Source organism: Pseudomonas sp. LAMO17WK12:I5, from assembly GCF_900215165.1.
Taxonomy (GTDB): domain Bacteria; phylum Pseudomonadota; class Gammaproteobacteria; order Pseudomonadales; family Pseudomonadaceae; genus Aquipseudomonas; species Aquipseudomonas putida_A.
In genome coordinates, this window is the sequence record NZ_OBDS01000006.1 from 177,971 (window position 1) to 200,779 (window position 22,809).

At 61.4% G+C, this 22,809-nt stretch carries 14 protein-coding genes; 8 read left to right on the plus strand and 6 right to left on the minus strand.

What is annotated here, in order from left to right; all coding sequences use genetic code 11:
• Window positions 1-44: 44 nt before the first annotated feature.
• Window positions 45-2,432, plus strand: coding sequence for a diguanylate cyclase (locus CRO59_RS12330; RefSeq protein ID WP_097087617.1), 2,388 nt, complete (start codon window positions 45-47; stop codon window positions 2,430-2,432).
• A 125-nt stretch (window positions 2,433-2,557) separates the two neighbouring features.
• Here CRO59_RS12330 and dacB read toward each other — a convergent pair whose 3' ends face one another.
• Window positions 2,558-4,018, minus strand: coding sequence for a D-alanyl-D-alanine carboxypeptidase/D-alanyl-D-alanine-endopeptidase (dacB, locus tag CRO59_RS12335; RefSeq protein WP_097087619.1), 1,461 nt, complete (start codon window positions 4,016-4,018; stop codon window positions 2,558-2,560).
• 235 nt (window positions 4,019-4,253) lie between these two features.
• Here dacB and CRO59_RS12340 point away from each other — a divergent pair, with 235 nt between their 5' ends.
• Window positions 4,254-4,598: a YggL family protein gene (locus CRO59_RS12340; protein ID WP_003223308.1), complete on the plus strand. Its 345-nt coding sequence runs from the start codon at window positions 4,254-4,256 to the stop codon at window positions 4,596-4,598.
• A gap of 37 nt (window positions 4,599-4,635) precedes the next feature.
• On the opposite strand, the gene CRO59_RS12345 is transcribed toward CRO59_RS12340, so the two are convergent.
• Window positions 4,636-5,832: a benzoate/H(+) symporter BenE family transporter gene (locus tag CRO59_RS12345; protein WP_097087620.1), complete on the minus strand. Its 1,197-nt coding sequence runs from the start codon at window positions 5,830-5,832 to the stop codon at window positions 4,636-4,638.
• Window positions 5,833-6,191: 359 nt separating this feature from the next.
• On the opposite strand from CRO59_RS12345, the gene CRO59_RS12350 reads away from it, so the two are divergent.
• Complete coding sequence (locus tag CRO59_RS12350; RefSeq protein ID WP_027613276.1) at window positions 6,192-6,956, plus strand: GntR family transcriptional regulator; 765 nt, start codon at window positions 6,192-6,194, stop codon at window positions 6,954-6,956.
• A gap of 182 nt (window positions 6,957-7,138) precedes the next feature.
• Here CRO59_RS12350 and guaD read toward each other — a convergent pair whose 3' ends face one another.
• The 4 genes from guaD to xdhA form a co-directional block, all read right to left on the minus strand.
• The gene (gene guaD, locus CRO59_RS12355) at window positions 7,139-8,443 is read right to left on the minus strand and encodes a guanine deaminase (protein WP_097087622.1); all 1,305 of its coding nucleotides are present in this window, start codon (window positions 8,441-8,443) and stop codon (window positions 7,139-7,141) included.
• Window positions 8,444-8,456: 13 nt separating this feature from the next.
• Window positions 8,457-9,314 (minus strand): xanthine dehydrogenase accessory protein XdhC, encoded by an 858-nt coding sequence (xdhC, locus tag CRO59_RS12360; RefSeq protein WP_097087624.1) that lies wholly within the window; start codon window positions 9,312-9,314, stop codon window positions 8,457-8,459.
• A gap of 119 nt (window positions 9,315-9,433) precedes the next feature.
• Complete coding sequence (xdhB, locus tag CRO59_RS12365) at window positions 9,434-11,833, minus strand: xanthine dehydrogenase molybdopterin binding subunit (protein ID WP_097087625.1); 2,400 nt, start codon at window positions 11,831-11,833, stop codon at window positions 9,434-9,436.
• Window positions 11,826-13,280, minus strand: coding sequence for a xanthine dehydrogenase small subunit (gene xdhA / locus CRO59_RS12370; RefSeq protein ID WP_097087627.1), 1,455 nt, complete (start codon window positions 13,278-13,280; stop codon window positions 11,826-11,828). The genes xdhB and xdhA overlap by 8 nt, the downstream gene beginning before the upstream one ends.
• A 267-nt stretch (window positions 13,281-13,547) precedes the next feature.
• On the opposite strand from xdhA, the gene CRO59_RS12375 reads away from it, so the two are divergent.
• From CRO59_RS12375 to CRO59_RS12395, 5 genes are all read left to right on the plus strand, one after another.
• Window positions 13,548-14,207 carry a GntR family transcriptional regulator gene (locus CRO59_RS12375; RefSeq protein WP_007961062.1) on the plus strand — a complete coding sequence of 220 codons (660 nt, stop codon included), beginning with the start codon at window positions 13,548-13,550 and terminating at the stop codon, window positions 14,205-14,207.
• A gap of 2 nt (window positions 14,208-14,209) precedes the next feature.
• The gene (smc, locus tag CRO59_RS12380; protein ID WP_097087629.1) at window positions 14,210-17,698 is read left to right on the plus strand and encodes a chromosome segregation protein SMC; all 3,489 of its coding nucleotides are present in this window, start codon (window positions 14,210-14,212) and stop codon (window positions 17,696-17,698) included.
• A 259-nt stretch (window positions 17,699-17,957) separates the two neighbouring features.
• The gene (gene zipA / locus CRO59_RS12385) at window positions 17,958-18,821 is read left to right on the plus strand and encodes a cell division protein ZipA (RefSeq protein ID WP_096797077.1); all 864 of its coding nucleotides are present in this window, start codon (window positions 17,958-17,960) and stop codon (window positions 18,819-18,821) included.
• A 147-nt stretch (window positions 18,822-18,968) separates the two neighbouring features.
• Window positions 18,969-21,326 carry an NAD-dependent DNA ligase LigA gene (gene ligA / locus CRO59_RS12390; protein ID WP_097087630.1) on the plus strand — a complete coding sequence of 786 codons (2,358 nt, stop codon included), beginning with the start codon at window positions 18,969-18,971 and terminating at the stop codon, window positions 21,324-21,326.
• A gap of 252 nt (window positions 21,327-21,578) precedes the next feature.
• Window positions 21,579-22,745, plus strand: coding sequence for a putative zinc-binding metallopeptidase (locus CRO59_RS12395; RefSeq protein WP_027613268.1), 1,167 nt, complete (start codon window positions 21,579-21,581; stop codon window positions 22,743-22,745).
• Window positions 22,746-22,809: the final 64 nt, after the last annotated feature.

Genomic DNA, 22,809 nt, shown 5'->3' on the forward strand with positions numbered 1-22,809 from the left:
AATGGGGTTTTCCCCCCGAAACAATGGCGTCGTGAGTTGCCCCTATGTCGTTGCACCCCGTGCGCCCAAAGATTCTGGGTTTTATCAGCGAAGACGTCTCGGCCTGGCTGGTCGCGCTGCTGGTATTGCTCGCCGGCGGGATTCTCACGGGGCTGCTCGCCTGGGCCACCCTCAATCAGTTTCACCATCAACTGCGCCAACGCTTCCAACTGCTGGCCAATGAGCGTTACAGCCGCATCGAAGAACGTTTCCAGGATCAGGAACAGCGTCTCGACGGCCTGCGCCGTTTCTTCGCCAACTCTGATTCGGTCTCACGCAACGAATTCGACGGCTATGCCAAACCGCTTCTATTACGCACCCAGGCCTATTCCTATGCGCCGCGGGTCCGCCGTGCCGAACGCCCGGCGGTCGAACAGGCCGTGCGTAACGAAGGCTTCAGTACCTTCACCTTTCGTGAACTGAACGCTGACGATCAGTTGCAGACCGCCGCTGATCGCCCCGAATACGTACCGGTGATCTACACCCAGAGCCTCAGTCGCTTGCCCACGCCGCTGGGTTACGACTTGCTGGCGCAACCGTTGCGCCGGGCGACGCTGGAACGCGCCGACCGCACCGGGCACATGGTGGTGTCGCAGCCATTGCATCTGGTGGGGATTGATCCGGCGTATGCCCGGGGCGTCTTGCTGCTGGCGCCGGTCACTCGTGAAGGGGCGCCGAAAGGGCCGCCGCAAGGCTATGTGATGGCGGTGATCAGCATGCAGCAGTTGCTGGCCGACGGACTGCCGGAGGAGCATCAGGATTTCCTCAATGTACGCATTCTCGACCTGTCCACCGATGAACAGCATGAAGTGCTCTACGAGTCCGCCAACCAGGCCGGGGCCAGTGATCTGTCCGCCACACGTCTGTTGCGCATGGCCGACCATGACTATCAAGTGGACATGCAGCCCAGCGAAGCGTTTCTGCAGGCCAACCATTCGTCAATCAGCAGCCTGGTGGTGCTGGGGGCGCTGCTGAGTTTGTTGCTCAGCGCACTGCTTTACGTGCTGGTCAGTCAACGCCAGCGCGCCTTGCGCATGGTCGAACTGCGCACCCAGGAACTGCACGCCCGCGAGCAGGAATTGCGCGGCACCCACGGTCAGTTGCGCGGGGTACTGAATGCCGCGACCCAGGTGGCAATCATCGCCACCGACCTGCGCGGGGTGATCAACACCTTCAACCCCGGCGCCGAACAGATGCTCGGCTACAGCAGCGCCGATGTGGTCGGGCACATGACCCTGGAAAACCTGCATCTGCCGCGAGAGCTGGCGGCGCGTTCGGCAGAGTTGAGTGCGCGTTACGGCAAGAGCATTCCGACCTGCCACGCGATGTTGGTCGAGGGCGGCGAGGTCGGCGGTCATGAGGCGCGCGAGTGGACGCTGGTGCGCAGCGACGGCAGTCATCTGCCGGTGAACATGCTCGCCACCCCGGTGCTCGATGAGCAGGGTTTGTGGGTCGGGCATCTGGCGATCTGCATCGACATCACCGAGCGCAAGCGCGTGCACGAAGCGCTGGCGGCGCGGGATGTATTGCTGAAAAAACTCAGCGCCCACGTGCCCGGCGGCATCTATCAATTCAAGATGGAATTCGACGGGCGCTTCAGCGTGATCTACGCCAGCGATGGCATCCGCGAGATCTACGAGCTGGAGCCGGACGTGCTGCTGCTCAATGCCGAGGCGATTTTCACCCGCATCCATCCACAAGACGTCTCGCGAGTGCGCAGCTCGATCCGTGCTTCGGCAGACAGCCTCAGCCCATGGCGCGAGGAATACCGTGTGCAGTTGCCCGAGCGCGGCCTGCGCTGGGTGCGCGGCGAGGCGACGCCGGAAGAGCTGCCGGGCGGCGGCGTGCTGTGGCACGGCTACATCTCGGACATTTCCGACTTGAAACGGGTGGAAGAGGAATTGCGGGCGCTGTCGGTCACCGACTCGCTGACCGGCATCCACAACCGCCGCTACTTCCAGGAGCGCCTGACCACCGAAATGGCCCGGGTCGAGCGCGGCGGCGGTGAGCTGTCGGTGATCATGCTCGACATCGACCACTTCAAACGCATCAACGACCAGTACGGCCATGCCGTGGGCGATCGGGTGCTGCAGGCGGTGTGCGAGCGCATCGGCCATCGTTTACGGCGGACTGATGTGTTCTGTCGTCTCGGTGGTGAAGAGTTCATGGTGCTGTGCCCGGACATCGACGGCGAGCATGCGTACATGCTGGCGGTGGAATTGTGGCAAGGCCTGCGCAGCGCGCCGGTGGATGTGGTCGGGGTGGTGACGGCCAGTTTCGGCATCGCCAGCTGGCGCCCGGGGGAGGGCGCGGATGCGCTGCTGCTGCGCGCGGATTCGGGGGTGTATGCGGCGAAGCAGGGCGGGCGCGATCGGGTCGAGCAGATGAGCTGAGCCTTGGCACGATCTACCTGTGGGAGCGGGCTTGCTCGCGAAAGCGGTGTGTCAGCCAGCAAAAATACTGACTGATCTGACGCCTTCGCGAGCAAGCCCACTCCCACATTAGAGCGGCTGTGTTTTTACAGGGCCGAAGCGGTCTGCGGCAGGCGCGGCTGCTTGTACAGATCCAGCAGCACCTGATCCAGCACCGACGACGCGCCGAACGGCGCCTTGTCGTTGAGGATCGCCACCACCGCCCAGGTATTGCCGTTGACGTCGCGGCTGAAGCCGGCGATGGCGCGCACGGTGTTCAGGGTGCCGGTCTTGACGTGGGCCTCGCCGCGCATCGCGGTGGTCTTCAGGCGTTTGCGCATGGTGCCGTCGGTGCCGGCAATCGGCAGCGAGCTGATGTACTCGGCGGCGTACGGGCTGTGCCAGGCGGCTTGCAGCATGTTGGCCATCTCGCGGGCGCTGACGCGTTCGGCGCGCGACAGCCCGGAGCCGTTCTCCATCACCAGGTGCGGCGCGGTGATGCCTTTCTTCGCCAGCCACTGGCGGACTACGCGTTGTGCGGCCTTGGCGTCGTCACCGTCGGCTTCGTTGCGGTACTTCTGACCGAGGCTCAGGAACAGCTGCTGAGCCATGGTGTTGTTACTGTATTTGTTGATGTCGCGGATGATTTCCGCCAGATCCGGCGAGTAGGCGCGGGCCAGCAGCTTGGCGCCACTCGGGGTCGCGGCGAGGCGATCCTTGCCCTGAATGCTGCCGCCCAGTTCTTTCCAGATCGCGCGCACGGCACCGGCGGTGTAGGTCGCGTGGTCGAGCAGCGACAGATAAGTCTGCGAGCTGCAGCCTTCGCCCAATTGACCGGCGACGGTCACGGTCACGCTGCCATCAGGCTGGGTCACCGGGTTGTAGCGCACGCCACCGGTGCACTGCTTGGAGTTGAGCGCCTTGACCGTGTTTTCGATGCGCACGCTGGCAATCGGCGGCTCCACCGAGATCAGCACCCGGCCACCGTCATTGCGCGCGACGAAGCGCAGGGCCTTGAGGTTGACCAGCAGCGAGTCGGGTTTGACCAGGAACGGCTTGTTCTCGTCGTTGCCGTCGTCGTTGAACTCGGGCAGTTGCGGCTGGATGAAGAAGCCGCGGTCGAGGATCAGGTCGCCGGTGACCTGGGTCACGCCGTTGGCGCGCAGATCGCGCATCAGCAGCCAGAGTTTTTCCATGTTCAGCTTCGGATCGCCGCCACCCTTGAGGTACAGGTTGCCATTGAGAATGCCGCCGCTCAGATCGCCGTCGGTGTAGAACTCGGTTTTCCACTGATGGTTAGGGCCGAGCATTTCCAGCGCGGCGTAGGTGGTGACCAGTTTCATGGTCGAGGCCGGGTTGACCGAAACGTCGGCGTTGTACATCGTCGGATTGCCCGGGCCGTCGAGCGGAATCATCACCAGCGACAGCGCAGTCGGCTGCAGCTTGCTGGCCTTGAGGGCTTTTTCGACGTTAGGGGTGAGGGCGGTATTGATAGTGGCAGCGGCAACCGGCAGGGCCAGGGGCAGAAGAAGGCCGGCAAGAAAGAGAGGACGCAACGATTTGATCATATGAATTAAAACCCTGCAGAAGAGGGGAAAAATAACGAGGGCATGGATGAAAAAGCCCTCAGTGGTCATGAAAGTGTCGGCATTATGCCCCAAGGTGTAACAGCTTGTGCCTTGCCCGAGGCGGCCATTTCGTTATTTTTTTTACAGGCGGTCGGCCACCGTACCCAGAGAGTCGGGCAATTGACCGCTTAAACTGGTAAAGTGCCGGCCGTTATTACTTAAGAGGATTGTTCCAATGGCGACTAACCGTTCCCAGCGTCTGCGCAAAAAACTGTGCGTTGATGAATTCCAAGAGCTGGGTTTCGAACTGAACCTGGACTTCAAAGAAGACTTGTCCGAAGAAGCCATTGACGCTTTCCTCGAAGCATTCATCAAAGAAGCCATGGAAGCCAACGGTCTGGGTTATGTTGGCGGCGATGACTTCGGTCTGGTTTGCCTGCAGAAGCGTGGCTCGGTCAACGAAGAGCAGCGCGCTGCCGTTGAAGCCTGGCTGAAAAACCGTAGCGAACTGACCGGCATGACCGTCAGCCCGCTGCTGGACGTCTGGTATCCGGAAAAGCCGATCAACGCGGCCAAGTGATACTGAAAAAAACGGCGACCTTAGGGTCGCCGTTTTTTTATGCCTGGGCTTTACGCCAATTCAAAATCAGTAATGTCAAAACCCCCGCGACAATCCCCCAGAACGCCGAACCAATGGAAAACAGCGTCAACCCCGACGCCGTGACCATAAAGGTAATCAGCGCTGCCTCGCGTTCCTTGACTTCGGTCATGGCAATGCTCAGACCGTTGATGATCGAACCGAACAGCGCCAGCGCGGCAATCGACAGCACCAGTTCTTTTGGCAACGCGGCAAACAGCGCCGCCAACGTAGCGCCGAATACGCCGGCAATCCCGTAAAAAATCCCGCACCAGACGGCGGCGGTGTAGCGTTTGTTGCGATCCTCATGGGCGTGCGGCCCGGTGCAGATCGCAGCGCTGATGGCCGCGAGGTTGATGCCGTGGGAGCCAAATGGTGCCAGCAGCAGCGAGGCGATGCCGGTGCTGGTGATCAGCGGCGAGGCCGGTACGTTGTAGCCGTCGGCGCGCAGCACGGCGATGCCGGGCATGTTCTGCGAGGTCATCGCCACCACGAACAGCGGAATGCCGATGCTGATGGTCGCGGCCAGCGAGAAGTGCGGGGTGGTCCAGACTGGCGTCGCCAGTTCCAGGTGGAAACCGCTGAAATCCAGCAGACCCATGAAGCCCGACAGCGCGGTGCCGATCAGCAACGCGGCGAGCACGGCGTAACGCGGCGACAGGCGTTTGACCAGCAGATAAGTGAAGAACATCCCCAGCACCAGCCCGGTGCGGTGTTGCGCGGCGACGAAGATTTCGCTGCCGATCTTGAACAGAATCCCCGCCAGCAACGCTGCCGCCAGCGACGCCGGGATCTTCTTCACCAAGCGTTCGAAGCTGCCGGTCAGGCCGCAAATCGTCACCAGCACCGCGCAGGTGATGTAGGCGCCAATGGCCTCGCCGTAGCTGACGCCACCGAGGCTGGTGATCAGCAGGGCTGCACCCGGTGTCGACCAGGCGATGGTGATTGGCGTGCGATAGCGCAGCGACAGGCCGATCGAGCACACCGCCATACCGATCGAGATCGCCCAGATCCACGAGGAAATCTGCCCGCTGCTCAAACCCGCCGCTTGCCCGGCCTGGAACATCAGCACCAGCGAACTGGTGTAGCCGGTCATCATCGCGATGAAACCGGCAACGATCGCCGAAGGCGAAGTGTCGGCGAGGGGGCGCAGGCGGGTGTAGGTGGCGTCGTTCATGACGGCGGTGTTCCTTATACAGATGGAGATGTCCGTAGCAACGCTGAACCCTGTGGGAGCGGGCTTGCTCGCGAAAGCCGTGGGTCATTCAAGGCAGATGTCGCCTGACACACCGCTTTCGCGAGCAAGCCCGCTCCCACAGGGGGATTTGTGTTCTGGCTGCGGATTCTGCGATCAAGCCTAAACTCAAACCTGACGGATCGTTGCAATACAGCCGTGGTCACAAACAGCCGTACAGTCGTGTTGCCACCATTCATTGTGTACAATCGCGCTGTTTTTTACGCGATACTTGCCAGCGACCTACTGTGCCGTATTACAGTCACGGTCTATTCGCCGCAGTTCTCCCGACTCGAGTGCCCATGAACGAACAGTTGCAACCCCTCAAGAAACAACCGCGAGCAGGCAAAGCCGGCCGCAGCGGAACCCAGGACGATATTGTCTACGCACATATCTTCGAGGCCATCCTCGAACAGCGTCTGGCGCCCGGTACAAAATTGAGCGAAGAAGCGCTGGGGGAAATCTTCGGGGTCAGCCGCACCATCATTCGCCGCGCGCTGTCGCGTCTGGCCCATGAAGGCGTGGTCCTGTTGCGGCCGAATCGTGGCGCCGTTGTCGCCAGCCCGAGCGTTGAAGAAGCGCGTCAAGTGTTCATGGCCCGCCGTCTGGTGGAGCGCGCGATCACCGAGCTGGCCGTGCAGCACGCCACCGCCGAGCAGATCGCCGAACTGCGACAGATGGTCAACGACGAGCGCGACAGCTTCTCCCGCGGCGATCGTGGTGCCGGTATCCGTCTGTCGGGCGAATTCCATCTGAAACTAGCCGAAGCGGCGAAGAACGCACCACTGATCAGCTTCCAGCGCAGTCTGGTCTCGCAGACCTCGCTGATCATCGCCCAGTACGAAAGCGGCAACCGCTCGCATTGCTCCTACGACGAGCACACCCAGTTGATCGACGCCATCGAAGCGCGCAACGGTGAGCTGGCGGTGGACCTGATGATGCATCACATGGATCACATCGACAGCAAGCTCAACCTCGACGAAGAAAGTGCGTCGGATGATCTGCATGCGGTGTTCTCGCATTTGTTGCAGACCAAAAAAACTGGGCGCCCGGCGGCCAAGCTTTGAGCTGACACCGAGTCGCTCCAATCGCTGGCAAGCCAGCTCCCACAGGGATTTGTGGGGTTCACCGAATCTGCGATACACCGAGAAACCTGTGGGAGCTGGCTTGCCAGCGATGGCAATCTGATAGGCAACAAAAATCCCCCGGGGCTAACACCGCCGGGGGATTTTTTATGCCTTGAAAAAACTCAGCGCTGATGCACCAAAGCCCCCGCCGCATACGTCTGCTGCACCGTGCGGTCATCGCCCAGTGTCATCAGCACAAACAACGTTTCGGCAATGTTGTTGGCCTGTTTCAGGCGATAGCTGAGCAGTGGCGTGGCGTTGTAGTCCAGCACCAGGAAGTCGGCGTCTGAACCCGGTTGCAGGTTGCCGATCTTGTCTTCCAGACGCAGCGCCCGCGCACCGCCGAGGGTCGCCAGGTACAGCGACTTGAACGGACTCAGCCGCGCGCCTTGCAACTGCATGACTTTGTAGGCTTCGTTCAGGGTTTGCAGCAGCGAGAAACTGGTGCCACCGCCGACGTCAGTACCGAGGCCGACGTTCAGTTTGTGCTTCTCGGCCATCGGCAAGTTGAACAGACCGCTGCCGAGGAAGAAGTTCGAGGTCGGGCAGAACGAGATCGCCGAGCCGGTTTCCGCCAGACGTGCACATTCGTCGTCGCACAGGTGCACGCCGTGGGCGAACACCGAGCGCTCGCCGAGCAGTTGGTAGTGATCGTAGACGTCCAGATAGCCCTTGCGCTCCGGGAACAGTTCCTTGACCCACTCGATTTCCTTGAGGTTCTCGCTGATGTGGGTCTGCATGTACAGATCCGGGTATTCGGTCAGCAGTTGGCCGGCGAGGGTCAGTTGCTCCGGGGTGCTGGTCGGCGCAAATCGCGGGGTGACCGCGTAGTGCAGGCGGCCCTTGCCGTGCCAGCGTTCGATCAGCGCCTTGCTCTCGACGTAGCTCGATTCGGCGGTGTCGGTCAGATAGTCCGGCGCGTTGCGGTCCATCATCACCTTGCCGGCGATCATCCGCAGGTCGAGCTTCTCGGCGGCTTCGAAGAAAGAGTTCACCGACTGCGGGTGCACGCTGCCGAATAACAGCGCGGTGGTGGTGCCGTTGCGCAGCAGCTCCTTGATGAAAATGTCTGCCACTTCATCGGCGTGGGCCTTGTCGCCGAACTGGCTTTCGCACGGGAAGGTGTAGGTGTTGAGCCAGTCCAGCAGTTGCTCGCCGTAGGCCCCGACCATGCCGGTTTGCGGCAGGTGGATGTGGGTGTCGATGAAGCCCGGGGTGATCAGCGCGTCCTGATAGTGGGTGATCTCGATGTCCGCCGGCAGGGTCGGCAGCAGTTCGCTGGCGTGGCCGAGGGCGCTGATCTTGCCGCCATCGACCACCAGCAGGCCGTCCTCGAAATATTCGTAGGAGGCTTCGATCCCGACTTCGGCGGGGTCGGCGATGCTGTGCAGGATGGCGGCGCGGTAGGCTTTGCGAGTCAGAGGCATGAGGGTTCTCTAATCAGTTTGAGGCTTTGAGTTTGGCGGCCTGACTGCGCCGCGAAACCGGCAGCAGTCTGGCAATCGGTTCGGCGCTGGCGCTGTGCTGGCCGAAATTGGCGTTATAGGTGGCGATGATTTCGCCGGCGATGGAGATGGCGATTTCCACAGGCAGTTTGCCTTTGACGTCGCCAATGCCCATCGGGCAGCGCATGCGTTGCACGACGCCGCTGTCGAAGCCGCGATCACGCAGGCGATGTTCGAACTTGGCCCGTTTGGTCTTGGAGCCGATCAGGCCGAAGTAGGCAAAGTCGTTGCGCTTGAGGATCGCGGCAGTGAGTTCCAGGTCGAGTTGATGGTTGTGGGTCATGACGATGCAGTAGCTGCCGGCGGGCAGGTCGTCAATTTCATCCACAGGCTCTTCGGCGACGATTTTACGCACGCCATGGGGGATCTGTTCGGGGAATTCCTCTTCCCGCGAATCGATCCAGCGCACCCGGCACGGCAGGCTGGCGAGCAACGGCACCAACGCGCGGCCGACATGCCCGGCGCCGAACACCGCGATCTGCGCCTGCACCTGGCCCATCGGTTCGAACAGCAACACGGTGGCGCCACCGCAGCACTGGCCGAGGCTGGCGCCGAGGCTGAAGCGCTCCAGATGGGTGTCCTGCTTGCCGCTGGCGAGCATCTCGCGGGCGATCTGCATGGCTTTGTATTCCAGATGCCCGCCACCGATGGTGTCGAAGGTCTGCCTGGCGCTGACGACCATTTTCGAACCGGCGTTGCGCGGGGTCGAGCCGAGTTCTTCGATGATCGTCACCAGAACACAGGGTTCGCCCTGGTTCTGCAGGTCGGCGAGGGCGTCGATCCAGTTGTACATGTTCACCTCGACATCTTTCGTTGTCTGTTCGGGCCTCTTCGCGAGCAGGCTCGCTCCCACATTTGGAATGCATTCTCCCTGTGGGAGCGAGCCTGCTCGCGAATGGCCGCGCCTCGGTCCTAGAGCGGAGCCAACTCGGTTTCAGCTTCGACCGCTTTCACCGTCTTGAGCTGACGCATCTGCTCACACCCCCACAACACCCGCTCCGGGGTCGCCGGCGCATCGATCTGCGGCTGATGCTTATAGTCACCGAGGCTCGCCACCGCGTCCTTGATCGCGCACCACGCGGCAATTCCGAGCATGAACGGCGGCTCACCCACAGCCTTGGAATGGAACACCGTGTCTTCCGGGTTCTTGCGGTTTTCCACCAGCTTCACCCGCAGGTCCAGCGGCATGTCCGCCACGGCCGGGATCTTGTAGCTGGCCGGGCCGTTGGTCATCAGCTTGCCCTTGTTGTTCCAGACCAGCTCCTCCATGGTCAGCCAGCCCATGCCCTGGACGAAACCGCCCTCGACCTGACCGATGTCGATCGCCGGGTTCAACGAGGCGCCGACGTCGTGGAGGATGTCGGTACGCAGCATCTTGTACTCGCCGGTCAGAGTGTCGACGATCACTTCGCAGCACGCCGCGCCGAAGGCGAAGTAGTAGAACGGCCGACCACGGGCCTGGCTGCGGTCGTAGTAGATTTTTGGGGTCTTGTAAAAGCCGGTGCTCGACAGCGAGACCTGATTGAAATACGCCAGTTGAATCAGCGCCTCGAAGGTCATGATGTGGTCACGCACGCGCACATGGCCGTTGTGGAATTCCACGTCTTCTTCGCTGACCTTGTAGTGCCGCGCGGCGAATTCCACCAGACGCTGCTTGATGATCTCGGCGGCGTTCTGCGCGGCCTTGCCGTTGAGGTCAGCGCCGCTGGAGGCCGCAGTCGGCGAGGTGTTCGGCACTTTGTCGGTGTTGGTCGCGGTGATCTGCACCCGATCCATTTCCACCTGGAACACTTCGGCCACCACCTGCGCGACTTTGGTGTTGAGACCCTGGCCCATTTCCGTGCCGCCGTGGTTCAGGTGGATGCTGCCGTCGGTGTAGACGTGGATCAGCGCGCCGGCCTGATTGAGGAAACTGGCGGTGAAGGAAATGCCGAACTTCACCGGGGTCAGCGCCAGGCCTTTTTTCAGGATCGGGCTGTTGGCGTTGTAGCGACGGATCGCTTCGCGGCGCTCGGCGTACTGGCTGCTTTCTTCCAGTTCGGCAGTCATCTCTTCGAGCATGTTGTGCTCGACGGTCTGGTAGTAGTGGGTGACGTTGCGCTCGGTCTTGCCGTAGTAGTTGGCCTTGCGCACCGCCAGCGGATCGAGGTTGAGGTGACGGGCAATCGCGTCCATCACTTCTTCGATGGCGACCATCCCTTGCGGGCCGCCGAAACCCCGGTAAGCGGTGTTCGACGCGGTGTTGGTCTTGCAGCGGTGACCGTTGATGGTCGCGTCACCGAGGTAGTACGAGTTGTCCGAGTGGAACATCGCCCTGTCCACGATCGACGCCGACAGGTCCGGCGAGCAGCCGCAGTTGCCAGCCAGGTCCATATTGATCCCGTGCAGGCGCCCGGTGCTGTCGAAGCCGACGTCGTACTCGACATAGAACGGGTGGCGCTTGCCGGTCATCAGCATGTCTTCGACCCGTGGCAGGCGCATCTTGGTCGGCTGACCGGTGAGGTGCGCGATCACCGCGCACAGGCACGCCGGGCTGGCGGCCTGGGTTTCCTTGCCGCCGAAACCACCGCCCATGCGGCGCATGTCGACGACGATCTTGTTCATCGACACGTCGAGCACTTCTGCCACCAGCTTCTGCACTTCGGTGGGGTTCTGCGTCGAGCAGTAGACGATCATGCCGCCGTCTTCGGTGGGCATGACCGAGGAGATCTGGGTTTCCAGATAAAAGTGTTCCTGGCCGCCGATGTGCAGCGTGCCCTGAATGCGGTGTTCGGCGGTGGCCAATGCCGAGGCCGAATCGCCACGCTGATGGGTATGGCTGTCGAGCACGAAGTGGCGTTTGCGCAAGGCTTCGACCACGTCCAGCACCGGCTCGAGATCTTCGTATTCGATGATCGCCGCCATCGCCGCTTTGCGTGCGGTTTCCAGGTCTTTCGCGGCCACGGCCAGCACCGGTTGCCCGACGAACTGCACGTCATCGATGGCCAGCAGCGGATCGCCCGGCAGCAACGGGCCGATGTCTTTGAGGCCCGGCACGTCTTCGTGGGTGATCGCAATGCGCACGCCTTCGAAGGCGTAGCAGGGCTTGGTGTCGATGCTGATGATTTTCGCGTGGGCGCGGTCCGACAGCCGTGCGTAAACGTGCAGTTGATTGGGAAATTCCAGACGATCATCGATGTACTGCGCTTCACCGGACACATGCTTGGCGGCGCTGTCGTGCTTGACGCTGCGGCCGACACCGGTGGTCAGGTCCCTGGCGAACAGTTCCGCCAGTTCGGCTTGAGTCTTCTCTACGGCGTGATGGTTAGACATAAGCGGTCACCCGAGTCTCGATGTGCGGTGTTTGCAGTTCGATGAAGTATTTGCGCAGCAGGTTCTGCGCGCTGAGCAGGCGATATTCCTTGCTGGCGCGGAAGTCCGAGAGCGGCGTGAAGTCTTCGGCCAGCGCAGCGCAGGCGCGTTCGATCACAGCGTTGTTGAACGGCTGGCCGAGCAGCACGGCTTCGCAATGGGCGGCGCGTTTCGGAATCGCGGCCATGCCGCCGAACGCCATGCGCGCATCGCTGATCACGCCGTTTTCCACGCGCAGATTGAATGCGGCGCAGACGGCGGAGATGTCATCGTCCAGACGCTTGGAAACCTTGTAGGCGCGGAAACGCTGTTCGGCGGTGGCGCGCGGGACGACGATTTTTTCGATGAATTCGCTTTCCTGACGGGCGGTGACCTTGTAGTCGATGAAGTAATCTTCCAGGTTCAGCGTGCGCCGGGTTTCGCCTTTGCACAGCACCACTTGCGCGCCGAGGGCGATCAGCAACGGTGGCGAGTCACCGATCGGCGAGGCGTTGCCGATGTTGCCGCCGAGGGTGCCCTGGTTGCGGATCTGCAGCGAGGCGAAGCGGTGCAGCAGTTCGCCGAAGTCCGGGTACTCGGCAGTGAGCGCTTCGTAGCAGTCGGAGAGGGCGGTGGCGGCGCCGATTTCGATGCGGTCGTCGAAGCTTTCGATGCGCTTCATTTCGGCTACGTTGCCGACGTAAATCATCACCGGCAGGGTGCGGTGGAACTGGGTGATTTCCAGCGCCAGATCAGTGCCGCCGGCCAGCAGCCGCGCTTGTGGGTAAGCGTCATACAGATCGGCCAGATCGGCGACGGTCAGCGGCACCAGGCAGCGCTTGTCGCCACTGTTGAGTTCACCGATATCGGTCGGGGCGATGGCTTTGAGGCGGGCGATGGTCTCGGCTTCGCGGGCATCAAACTGATCCGGTTGCTTGCCACAGCAGGATTGCTCGGCGGCGGCGAGGATCGGCCGGTAGCCGGTGCAGCGGCAGAGGTTGCCGGCCAGCGCTTCGTGCGCCTTGGCCGGATCCGGTGCATCGCTGTTCTTTTGCAGGGCGAACAGTGACATGACGAAGCCGGGGGTGCAGAAGCCGCACTGCGAGCCGTGGCACTCGACCATGGCTTGCTGCACGCTGTGCAGTTCGCCCTGGTGCTTGAGGTCTTCGACGCTGATCAGTTGTTTGCCATGCAGCGACGACACAAAGGTCAGGCACGAGTTGAGGCTGCGATAGCGAATGTGTTCGCGGCCGGCGTCATCCGTTTGCAACTCGCCGACCACCACGGTGCAGGCGCCACAGTCGCCGCTGGCGCAGCCTTCTTTGGTGCCGGATTTGCCCACGTGTTCGCGCAGGTAATTGAGCACGGTCAGATTCGGGTCCAGGGCGTGCTCGCTACGGAGTTCCTGGTTAAGTAAAAACTGGATCACGGAAGGCCTCGCAGACTCATTATTGTTGTTAACCGACTTGAGCCGAATTTAGCAGGTCTGACTTTTCGGTCAATGGTTTTCTGACTTAAAGGTCAGGAAAAGCGGTTTTGTCGATTAACGCGTGCTCTATTGAGTATTGACCCTGAGCGGATTCACTGCCTTTTTGCTTGAATCGTGCCAAAAAGCGCCGTGCGGGCACTCCGCCATGCACCTGCATTTGCGCTACACTGCGCCGCTTGTGCAGATCGAAGAGTTTGAAGGACAACCATGACGTTCAAGGCGCCGGACAGCCTCGCCGAGCAAATAGCTCACCACCTCGCCGAACGCATCATTCGCGGCGAAATGAAGCCGGGAGAGCGCATTCAGGAACAGAAGGTCACGCTGGCCCTCAATGTCAGCCGCGGATCGGTCCGCGAAGCCCTGCTGATCCTCGAACGCCGTCACCTGATCGCGATCCTGCCGCGACGTGGCGCCCATGTCACCGAACTCACCGCACACAAGGTGCAGAGCCTGTGCACGCTGATGAGCGAGCTGTACATCCTGCTCGGCAATGCGGTCGCCAATGGCTGGCAGACCCAGGCCGACATGGCGCCGTTCGTGCAGATCCAGCAGCGCCTGACCGCCAGCTACGAGCGTCAGGACATCCGCACCTTCGTCGACGACAGCTTCGCCGTGATGCGCGCTGCGTACCCGTTTGCCAACAACCCGTACCTGCAAGAGACCGTCGAGAACCTGCAGCCGGCCATGAGCCGTGCGTATTTCCTCGCCCTCGAACAGCGCAAGGCCGAAATGAGCGAGTTCCTCGAACTGTTCGAACGCCTGCTGGCCGCTGTGCTCGCCCGTGATTTGCCGCAGATCCGCATCGTGCTGACGGCTTACGCCCAGCGCAGCTGCGATCTGGTGGTCTCCGCCCTGACGGTTGCCTGAGCGTGCGGCTGAAGTGCATCAAACTGGCGGGGTTCAAGTCCTTCGTCGACCCGACCACGGTGAACTTCCCCAGTAACATGGCGGCGGTCGTCGGGCCGAACGGTTGCGGCAAGTCGAACATCATCGACGCCGTACGCTGGGTGATGGGCGAAAGTTCGGCGAAGAACCTGCGCGGCGAGTCGATGACCGACGTCATCTTCAACGGCTCGACCAGCCGCAAACCGGTGAGCCAGGCGAGCATCGAACTGGTGTTCGACAACTCCGACGGCACCCTGGTCGGCGAGTACGCGGCTTACGCCGAGATCTCCATTCGCCGCAAAGTCACCCGCGACAGCCAGAACAGCTATTTCCTCAACGGCGCCAAGTGCCGTCGTCGCGACATTACCGACATCTTCCTCGGCACCGGCCTCGGCCCGCGCAGCTACTCGATCATCGAGCAGGGGATGATCTCCAAGCTGATCGAAGCCAAACCGGAAGACCTGCGCAACTTCATCGAAGAGGCGGCGGGGATCTCCAAGTACAAGGAGCGTCGGCGCGAGACCGAAAACCGCATCCGCCGCACCCACGAAAACCTGGCGCGTCTGACCGACCTGCGCGAAGAGCTTGAGCGTCAGCTCGAACGTTTGCACCGTCAGGCCGAGTCCGCGAAGAAGTATCAGGAATACAAATCCGAAGAGCGTCAGCTCAAGGCGCAACTGTCGGCCCTGCGCTGGCAGGATCTGAACGATCAAGTCGGCCAACGCGAATCGATCATCGGCAACCAGGAAGTCAGTTTCGAAGCGCTGGTCGCCGAGCAGCGCAATGCCGATGCGGCTATCGAGCGGCTGCGCGACGGGCACCATGAACTGTCCGAGCGCTTCAATCTGGTGCAGGGCCGCTTCTATTCGGTCGGCGGCGACATCGCCCGGGTCGAGCAGAGCATCCAGCACGGCCAGCAGCGCTTGCGCCAGTTGCAGGACGATCTGAAAGAAGCCGAGCGCGCGCGTCTGGAAACCGAATCGCACCTGGGCCACGACCGCACGCTGCTGCTGACCCTCGGCGAAGAGCTGGACATGCTCACCCCCGAGCAGGAAGTCACCAGCGCCGCTGCCGAAGAAGCCGCCGCTGCGCTGGAAGATTCCGAAAGCGTCATGCACGGCTGGCAGGAGCAGTGGGACACTTTCAACCTGACCGCTGCCGAACCACGGCGCCAGGCCGAAGTGCAGCAGTCGCGGATCCAGCAGCTGGAAACCAGCATGGAGCGTCTGGCCGATCGGCAAAAGCGTCTCGCCGAAGAGCGCGATCTGCTTTCCGCCGACCCGGAAGACGCGGCGATCATGGCGCTCAACGAGCAGCTCGCCGAATCCGAGGCGACCCTCGAAGATTTGCAGACCAGCGAAGAAGCGCAGGTCGAAAAACTTGAACAACTGCGTCAGGAATTGCAGCAGGCACTGACCGCGCAGCAGCAGGCGCAGGGCGATTTGCAGCGCCTGAACGGACGACTGGCGTCGCTGGAAGCCTTGCAACAAGCCGCGCTCGACCCCGGCACCGGCACCGCCGAATGGCTGAAGGAACACCACCTCGCCGAACGGCCGCGTCTCGCCGAAGGCTTGAAGGTCGAGGCTGGTTGGGAGCTGGCGGTGGAAACCGTGCTCGGCGCCGATCTGCAAGCGGTGCTGGTGGACGACTTCAACGGTTTCGATCTGTCCGGTTTCACCCAAGGCGATCTGCGCCTGCTCAGCCCTGCCAGCGATGGTGTGCGGGTAGCGGGCAGCCTGCTGGATAAAGTCGAGGCGCAGATCGATCTGTCGCCGTGGCTCGGCCAGGTCAAACCGGTCGACAGCCTTGAACAGGCGTTGGCCCTGCGCGGCCAGTTGAGTGCCGGGCAGAGCCTGATCAGTCGCGACGGTTACTGGGTTGGCCGACACTTCCTGCGGGTGCGTCGCGCCAGTGAAGCTGAGAGCGGCATGCTTGCCCGTGGCCAGGAAATCGAGACGCTGCTGGCCGAACGCGAAGAGCGTGAAGCCACGGTCGAAGCCATGGAAACCCGTCTGCAAACCCTGCGTGCGCAACAGCGTCAGCAGGAAAACGGCCGTGAGCATTTGCGCCGTTTGCTGCAGGACGAAGCCCGCTCCCAAGGTGAATTGAAAGCCCAGTTGTCCGCCGGTAAAGCCAAGGCTGAACAGCTGACGCTGCGCCGCACCCGCCTTGATGAAGAGTTGATCGAACTCGGCGAGCAACGCGAACTGGAACACGAGCAGATCGGCGAAGCGCGCATGCAATTGCAGGAAGCGCTCGACGCCATGGCGCTGGACACCGAGCAGCGCGAGTTGCTGCTGGCCCAGCGTGACAGCCTGCGCGAACGCCTTGATCGCGTGCGCCAGGAAGCCCGCCAGCACAAGGATCATGCCCATCAACTGGCGGTGCGTCTCGGCTCGTTGCGCGCGCAGCACGATTCCACGCGGCAGGCGTTGGAACGTCTGGAGATGCAGGCCGAGCGCCTGACCGAAAAGCGTGAGCAGTTGAGTCTGAATCTGGAGGAGGGCGAGGCACCGCTGGAAGAGCTGCGCCTGAAACTCGAAGAGCTGCTCGACAAACGCATGACCGTCGACGAAGAACTGAAGACTGCGCAGATTGCGCTGGAAGACGCCGACCGCGAACTGCGCGAGGCGGAAAAGCGCCGGACCCAGGCCGAGCAGCAATCGCAACTGATCCGTGGCCAGCTCGAACAGCAGCGCATGGAATGGCAAGCGCTGACCGTGCGGCGCAAGGCGTTGCAGGATCAATTGCTCGAAGACGGCTACGATCTCAATGGCGTGCTCGCGACCTTGACGCCTGAGGCCAGTGAACGCGCCGCCGAAGAAGAGCTCGAACGGATCAATGCGCGGATTCAGCGCCTGGGTGCGATCAACCTCGCGGCCATCGACGAATACACGCAACAATCCGAGCGTAAACGTTATCTGGATGCGCAGGACGCCGATCTGGTCGAAGCACTGGAGACCCTGGAAAACGTCATTCGCAAGATCGACAAGGAAACCCGTAACCGCTTCAAAGATACCTTTGATCAGATCAATGGCGGATTACAGGCGCTTTTCCCGAAAGTTTTCGGTGGTGGCAGCGCGTATTTGGAACTGACGGGCGAAGATCTACTCGATACAGGGGTGACGATCATGGCGCGGCCGCCAGGAAAGAAGAACAGCACCATCCATTTGCTCTCTGGCGGGGAAAAAGCCCTGACCGCACTGGCACTGGTTTTTGCGATCTTCAAATTGAATCCGGCGCCGTTCTGCATGCTCGATGAAGTTGACGCGCCACTGGATGACGCTAACGTTGGACGCTACGCACGATTGGTTAAAGAGATGTCGCAGACCGTGCAGTTCATCTATATCACCCACAACAAGATCGCCATGGAAATGGCCGATCAACTGATGGGCGTGACGATGCACGAGCCGGGTTGTTCGCGACTGGTTGCAGTGGATGTCGAGGAGGCGATGGCGATGGTGGACGCCTGAGTCAGCGTGGTGTCGGAAGGGTATGAGTAGTCTGTAGGACTTTTTTACCGACTTCGACTTGCTGGCCAATCGACATATTCGCGCAAGCCAATGTGACAGACGGTGTAAAGTTGTCTTTGGTCGTGCTAGTTTAATGTCAATTTTTCGTATACGTGGGCAAAACGCCTGTCAGAACATAGAGTTGGCGCCACGTTTTAAAGCGGTTTGCACAATGTAAACCCCTTATTTTTCAGCATTTTTTATAGAGGCACGGGATTACATGGAAATCGGTCTGCGCGAGTGGCTGATCGTCATCGGCATCATTGTGATAGCCGGTATTCTTTTCGATGGCTGGCGCCGTATGCGCGGCGGCAAGGGAAAACTGAAATTCCGTCTTGACCGAAGTCTGTCCAACCTGCCGGACGAGGACACCAGCGCCGAGCTGTTGGGCCCGGCCCGCGTGCTGGATACGCACAAAGAGCCGCAACTGGACGAACACGATCTGCCGTCGGTGAGCATGCCGGCCCGCGAAGCACGCGAGCCTCGCGAATCCGCTTCGAAACGTGGCAAGCGCGGCAGCAATGGTCCGGCCCAGGGCGACCTGAACCTCGATCTGGATCTGGACGGCGGCCCGAGCTTCAGCAGCCGTGATGATGACTTCGTCGACGACAGCAAGCCTGCGCCAGCGGTGGCCGACAAGGATCAGCCGCAAGCCGAAGAAGTCTTGGTGATCAGCGTGATCTGCCGCGACGCCGCCGGCTTCAAAGGCCCGGCGCTGTTGCAGAACATTCTGGAAAGCGGTCTGCGTTTTGGCGAGATGGATATTTTCCACCGTCACGAAAGCATGGCCGGCAACGGTGAAGTGCTGTTCTCCATGGCCAATGCGGTCAAGCCGGGCATCTTCGATCTGGACGACATCGACCATTTCAGCACCCCGGCGGTGAGTTTCTTCCTCGGCCTGCCAGGCCCGCGTCATCCGAAGCAGGCCTTTGACGTGATGGTGGCGGCAGCACGCAAGCTGTCGCAGGAACTGAACGGCGAGCTGAAAGACGACCAGCGCAGCGTGCTGACCGCGCAAACCATCGAGCACTACCGTCAGCGCATCGTCGAATTCGAACGCCGCGCCCTGACCCAGAAGCGCTAAGGCCAAGATCAAAAGATCGCAGCCTTCGGCAGCTCCTACAGAGGAACGCGATCCCTGTAGGAGCTGTCGAGTGCAACGAGGCTGCGATCTTTGAATGATGAAACTGGAGCAGCCTCGGCTGCTCTTTTGCTTTATGAGAGAACACCCATGACCGCCGCCAAAAACCGCATTCTAGAGCTGCGCGCTGAACTCGATCAGCACAACTACCGTTATCACGTTCTCGACGAGCCGAGCATTCCGGACGCCGAGTACGACCGGTTGTTCCACGAGCTCAAGGCGCTGGAAGCGGCCAATCCGGAATTGATCACCAGTGACTCGCCTACCCAGCGTGTCGGCAGTGTGGCGCTGACCGCGTTCACCCAGGTGCGTCACGAAGTACCGATGCTCAGCCTCGGCAACGCCTTCGAAGAAAACGACATGCGCGAGTTCGACCGTCGGGTGACCGAGGGTCTGGATCTGCCGGCCGGCGATCTGTTCGGTGGCGGTGCGGCGGTGGAATACAGCTGCGAGCCGAAACTCGATGGCCTGGCGGTCAGCCTGCTGTATCAGGACGGCGTGCTGGTGCGCGGCGCCACCCGTGGCGATGGCACCACCGGTGAGGACATCAGCGTCAACGTGCGCACCGTGCGCAACATTCCGTTGAAGCTGCATGGCACAGGCTGGCCGGCGACTCTGGAAGTGCGTGGGGAAGTGTTCATGTCCAAGGCCGGTTTCGAGCGCCTCAACGCCTCGCAACTGGAAGTCGGCGGCAAGACCTTCGCCAACCCGCGCAACGCCGCTGCCGGCAGCCTGCGTCAGCTGGATTCGAAGATCACCGCCAATCGCCCGCTGGAATTCTGCTGCTACGGCATCGGTCAGGTCTCCCACGATATCTCCGATACTCACATCGGCAACCTCAAGCAATTGCAGAAGTGGGGCATGCCGATCAGCCACGAGCTGAAGCTGGCCAAAGGCATCGGCGAGTGCCTGGATTACTACCGCGACATCGGTGAGCGGCGTAACGCGCTGGCCTACGAAATCGACGGCGTGGTGTTCAAGGTCAACAGCATCGCCGATCAGCGCGAGTTGGGCTTCCGGGCCCGCGAACCGCGCTGGGCGATTGCGCACAAATTCCCGGCCATGGAAGAACTCACCGAACTGCTCGACGTGGAATTCCAGGTCGGCCGTACCGGCGCGGTCACTCCGGTGGCGCGGCTGAAACCGGTCAAGGTCGCAGGCGTCACCGTCGCCAACGCGACCCTGCACAACATGGATGAAGTGGCGCGCCTGGGCCTGATGATTGGTGACACGGTGATCATCCGTCGCGCCGGTGACGTGATCCCGCAGGTGGTGCAAGTGGTCACCGAACGTCGCCCGGAGAATGCCCGTCCTGTAGCGATTCCAGAGAATTGCCCGGTCTGCGGGTCCCATGTCGAGCGCACGCAACTGGTCAAACGCAGCAAGGGCAAGGAGACCATCAGCGAAGGCGCGGTGTACCGCTGCGTCGGCCGTCTGGCCTGCGGTGCGCAACTGAAGCAGGCGATCATTCATTTCGTCTCGCGCCGGGCGATGGACATCGAGGGCCTTGGCGACAAGAGCGTCGAGCAACTGGTCGATGAAGGTCTGGTCAGCTCGCCGGCCGATCTGTACGCGTTGAAGTTCGACGACATTGTCGATCTGGAAGGCTTTGCCGAGGTCTCCAGCAACAAGCTGCTGACGGCCATCGAGAACAGCAAGCAACCGGGACTGGCGCGGTTCATTTATGCGCTGGGCATTCCCGATGTCGGTGAGGAAACGGCCAAGGTGTTGGCGCGCTCGCTGGGTTCGCTGGAGCGCGTGCAGCAGGCGCTGCCGCAAGTGCTGACCTACCTGCCGGACATCGGCCTGGAAGTGGCGCACGAGATTCACAGCTTCTTTGAAGATGCACACAACCAGCAGGTGATCACCGAGTTGTTGGGGCATGGCCTGCAGATTCAGGATCAGGGTGAACTCGGCGCCGAATTTGCCGCCAGCACCACCCTCGGTGGTCTGCTCGACAAGCTGCACATTCCCTTTGTCGGCCCGGGCGGCGCGCAGAAACTGGCGGACAGGTTCGGTTCGCTGGAGGCGGTGATGAATGCCGACTGGCTGGACATGCGTCAGGCGCTGCCGGAGAAGCAGGCCAATTCGGTGCGCGAGTTTTTTGCTGTGCCCGAGCATCGGCAGATCGCCGAGGCCGCCGAGAAACAGCTGCGGGATTTCGGCATGCACTGGCTGAGCGAGAAGAAAGTCGTTGAGGGCCTGCCGCTGTCCGGCGAAACCTGGGTGCTGACCGGCAAGGTCGAGTTGATGAGTCGTGATGTCGCTAAAGAGCACCTGGAGAGCCTCGGCGCCAAGGTCGCCGGCTCGGTATCGGCGAAAACTCATTGTGTGGTCGCAGGGCCGGGTGCTGGCTCGAAGCTGACCAAGGCCAATGAGCTGGGGGTGAAGGTGATGGATGAAGAGGCGTTTATCGCGTTCCTCAAAACCCATGGCATTTCTGCCTGATACAGTTTTGTTCGGCAGTCTGCTTTTGTGGCGAGGGAGCTTGCTCCCGCTCGGCGACGAAGTCGTCGCAAAACCACCATCCTCGGTATTTCAGGGTAAATGAGGTCGCATGGTTTTGGGGGCTGCTTCGCAACCCAGCGGGAGCAAGCTCCCTCGCCACATCGGCAGTGTCACTCAGTAGCTGCGTTGTATTCGGGAACATTGTTGACTTCAGGATGATCTAGTCTTGGCAAGCCCCAGGGAGAGATCGCCATGTACCGCTTTTTCGAGCAGCTCAGTTCTCGCATCGTCGCGCCGTTCATGGGCGAATCTTCACGCAACAGCAAAATCTGGCCGTGCCGCTGCGGCCAGTCGCTGTTCTTTCGCAACAGTCAGTGTCTGGCTTGCAGCGCCATGTTGGGCTATCAGCCTGAAGAAAGTCGCCTGACCTCGTTGCAACCCGGGCCACAGGACGGCAGTTGGACACTCGATGCCGATCCCGACGCCGGGCTGTTTCGTCGCTGCGCCAACCTCGACACGCCCGCCGCGTGCAACTGGCTGCTGCCGGATAACGGCCACGACAGCCTGTGCATCGCCTGCAGCCTCAACCGCACCATCCCCGACCTCTCAGTGCCGGAAAACCCCGAACGCTGGCGCAAAGTCGAAATCGCCAAGCGTCGGCTGGTGGCGCAACTGATCACCCTCGGCCTGCCGGTCATCCCGAAAACCGTGGATGAGGCCACCGGTCTGGCCTTCGACTTCATCGGCGTCGATCTCGAAGGCAACGCGCCAATGACCGGCCACGCCAACGGTCTGATCACCCTCGATATCAAAGAAGCCGACGACGCCCATCGCGAGCAGGTGCGGGCGGCAATGCATGAACCCTATCGCACGCTGCTCGGGCATTTCCGGCATGAGGTCGGGCATTATTATTGGGATCGTCTGATCGCCAATGGGCCGTGGCTTGAACCTTTCCGCAACCTGTTCGGCGACGAGCGCGCCAGTTACGCCGAAGCGCTCGACCGTCACTACCAGCAAGGCGCACCGCTGGACTGGCCGCAACACTACGTCAGCGCCTACGCGACCATGCACCCATGGGAAGATTGGGCCGAAACCTGGGCGCATTACCTGCACATGATGGATGCGGTGGATACCGCGCTGGGTTTCGGCATGAGCGCGCGGGAAATGGACTTCGACTACCAGCCGTTCCCGTCCAGCACGCTGTACGACCCGGAGCACCCCGGCGGCGCGGCGTTCCTGTCGTTCGTCAATGCGTGGATCGAACTGGCGGGCATGCTCAACGAGCTGTCACGCAGCATGGGGCAGCCGGATTTCTACCCGTTCGTGCTGCCGGCGGCGGCGATTGCCAAGTTGCACTTCATCCATCTGGTGATCCAGCAGGCGGGCGGCAAGGCGGACGAGGTGTTGCAGGCGCAATAGCAAGTGCTTGAAGCCCTTCATATTTTTAATCTGAAACCAACGGTTGTAACTTCGCTTCAGATAG

What these genes read in the sequence shown, in the direction of transcription:
- xdhC (WP_097087624.1), bottom strand. Translation starts at nt 9,314, where the DNA reads ATGTACAACTGGATCGACGCCCTCGCCGACCTGCAGAACCAGGGCGAA.
- CRO59_RS12345 (WP_097087620.1), bottom strand. Translation starts at nt 5,832, where the DNA reads ATGAACGACGCCACCTACACCCGCCTGCGCCCCCTCGCCGACACTTCG.
- ligA (WP_097087630.1), top strand. Translation starts at nt 18,969, where the DNA reads ATGACCGCCGCCAAAAACCGCATTCTAGAGCTGCGCGCTGAACTCGAT.
- zipA (WP_096797077.1), top strand. Translation starts at nt 17,958, where the DNA reads ATGGAAATCGGTCTGCGCGAGTGGCTGATCGTCATCGGCATCATTGTG.
- CRO59_RS12395 (WP_027613268.1), top strand. Translation starts at nt 21,579, where the DNA reads ATGTACCGCTTTTTCGAGCAGCTCAGTTCTCGCATCGTCGCGCCGTTC.
- CRO59_RS12340 (WP_003223308.1), top strand. Translation starts at nt 4,254, where the DNA reads ATGGCGACTAACCGTTCCCAGCGTCTGCGCAAAAAACTGTGCGTTGAT.
- CRO59_RS12330 (WP_097087617.1), top strand. Translation starts at nt 45, where the DNA reads ATGTCGTTGCACCCCGTGCGCCCAAAGATTCTGGGTTTTATCAGCGAA.
- guaD (WP_097087622.1), bottom strand. Translation starts at nt 8,443, where the DNA reads ATGCCTCTGACTCGCAAAGCCTACCGCGCCGCCATCCTGCACAGCATC.
- xdhB (WP_097087625.1), bottom strand. Translation starts at nt 11,833, where the DNA reads ATGTCTAACCATCACGCCGTAGAGAAGACTCAAGCCGAACTGGCGGAA.
- dacB (WP_097087619.1), bottom strand. Translation starts at nt 4,018, where the DNA reads ATGATCAAATCGTTGCGTCCTCTCTTTCTTGCCGGCCTTCTTCTGCCC.
- CRO59_RS12375 (WP_007961062.1), top strand. Translation starts at nt 13,548, where the DNA reads ATGACGTTCAAGGCGCCGGACAGCCTCGCCGAGCAAATAGCTCACCAC.
- CRO59_RS12350 (WP_027613276.1), top strand. Translation starts at nt 6,192, where the DNA reads ATGAACGAACAGTTGCAACCCCTCAAGAAACAACCGCGAGCAGGCAAA.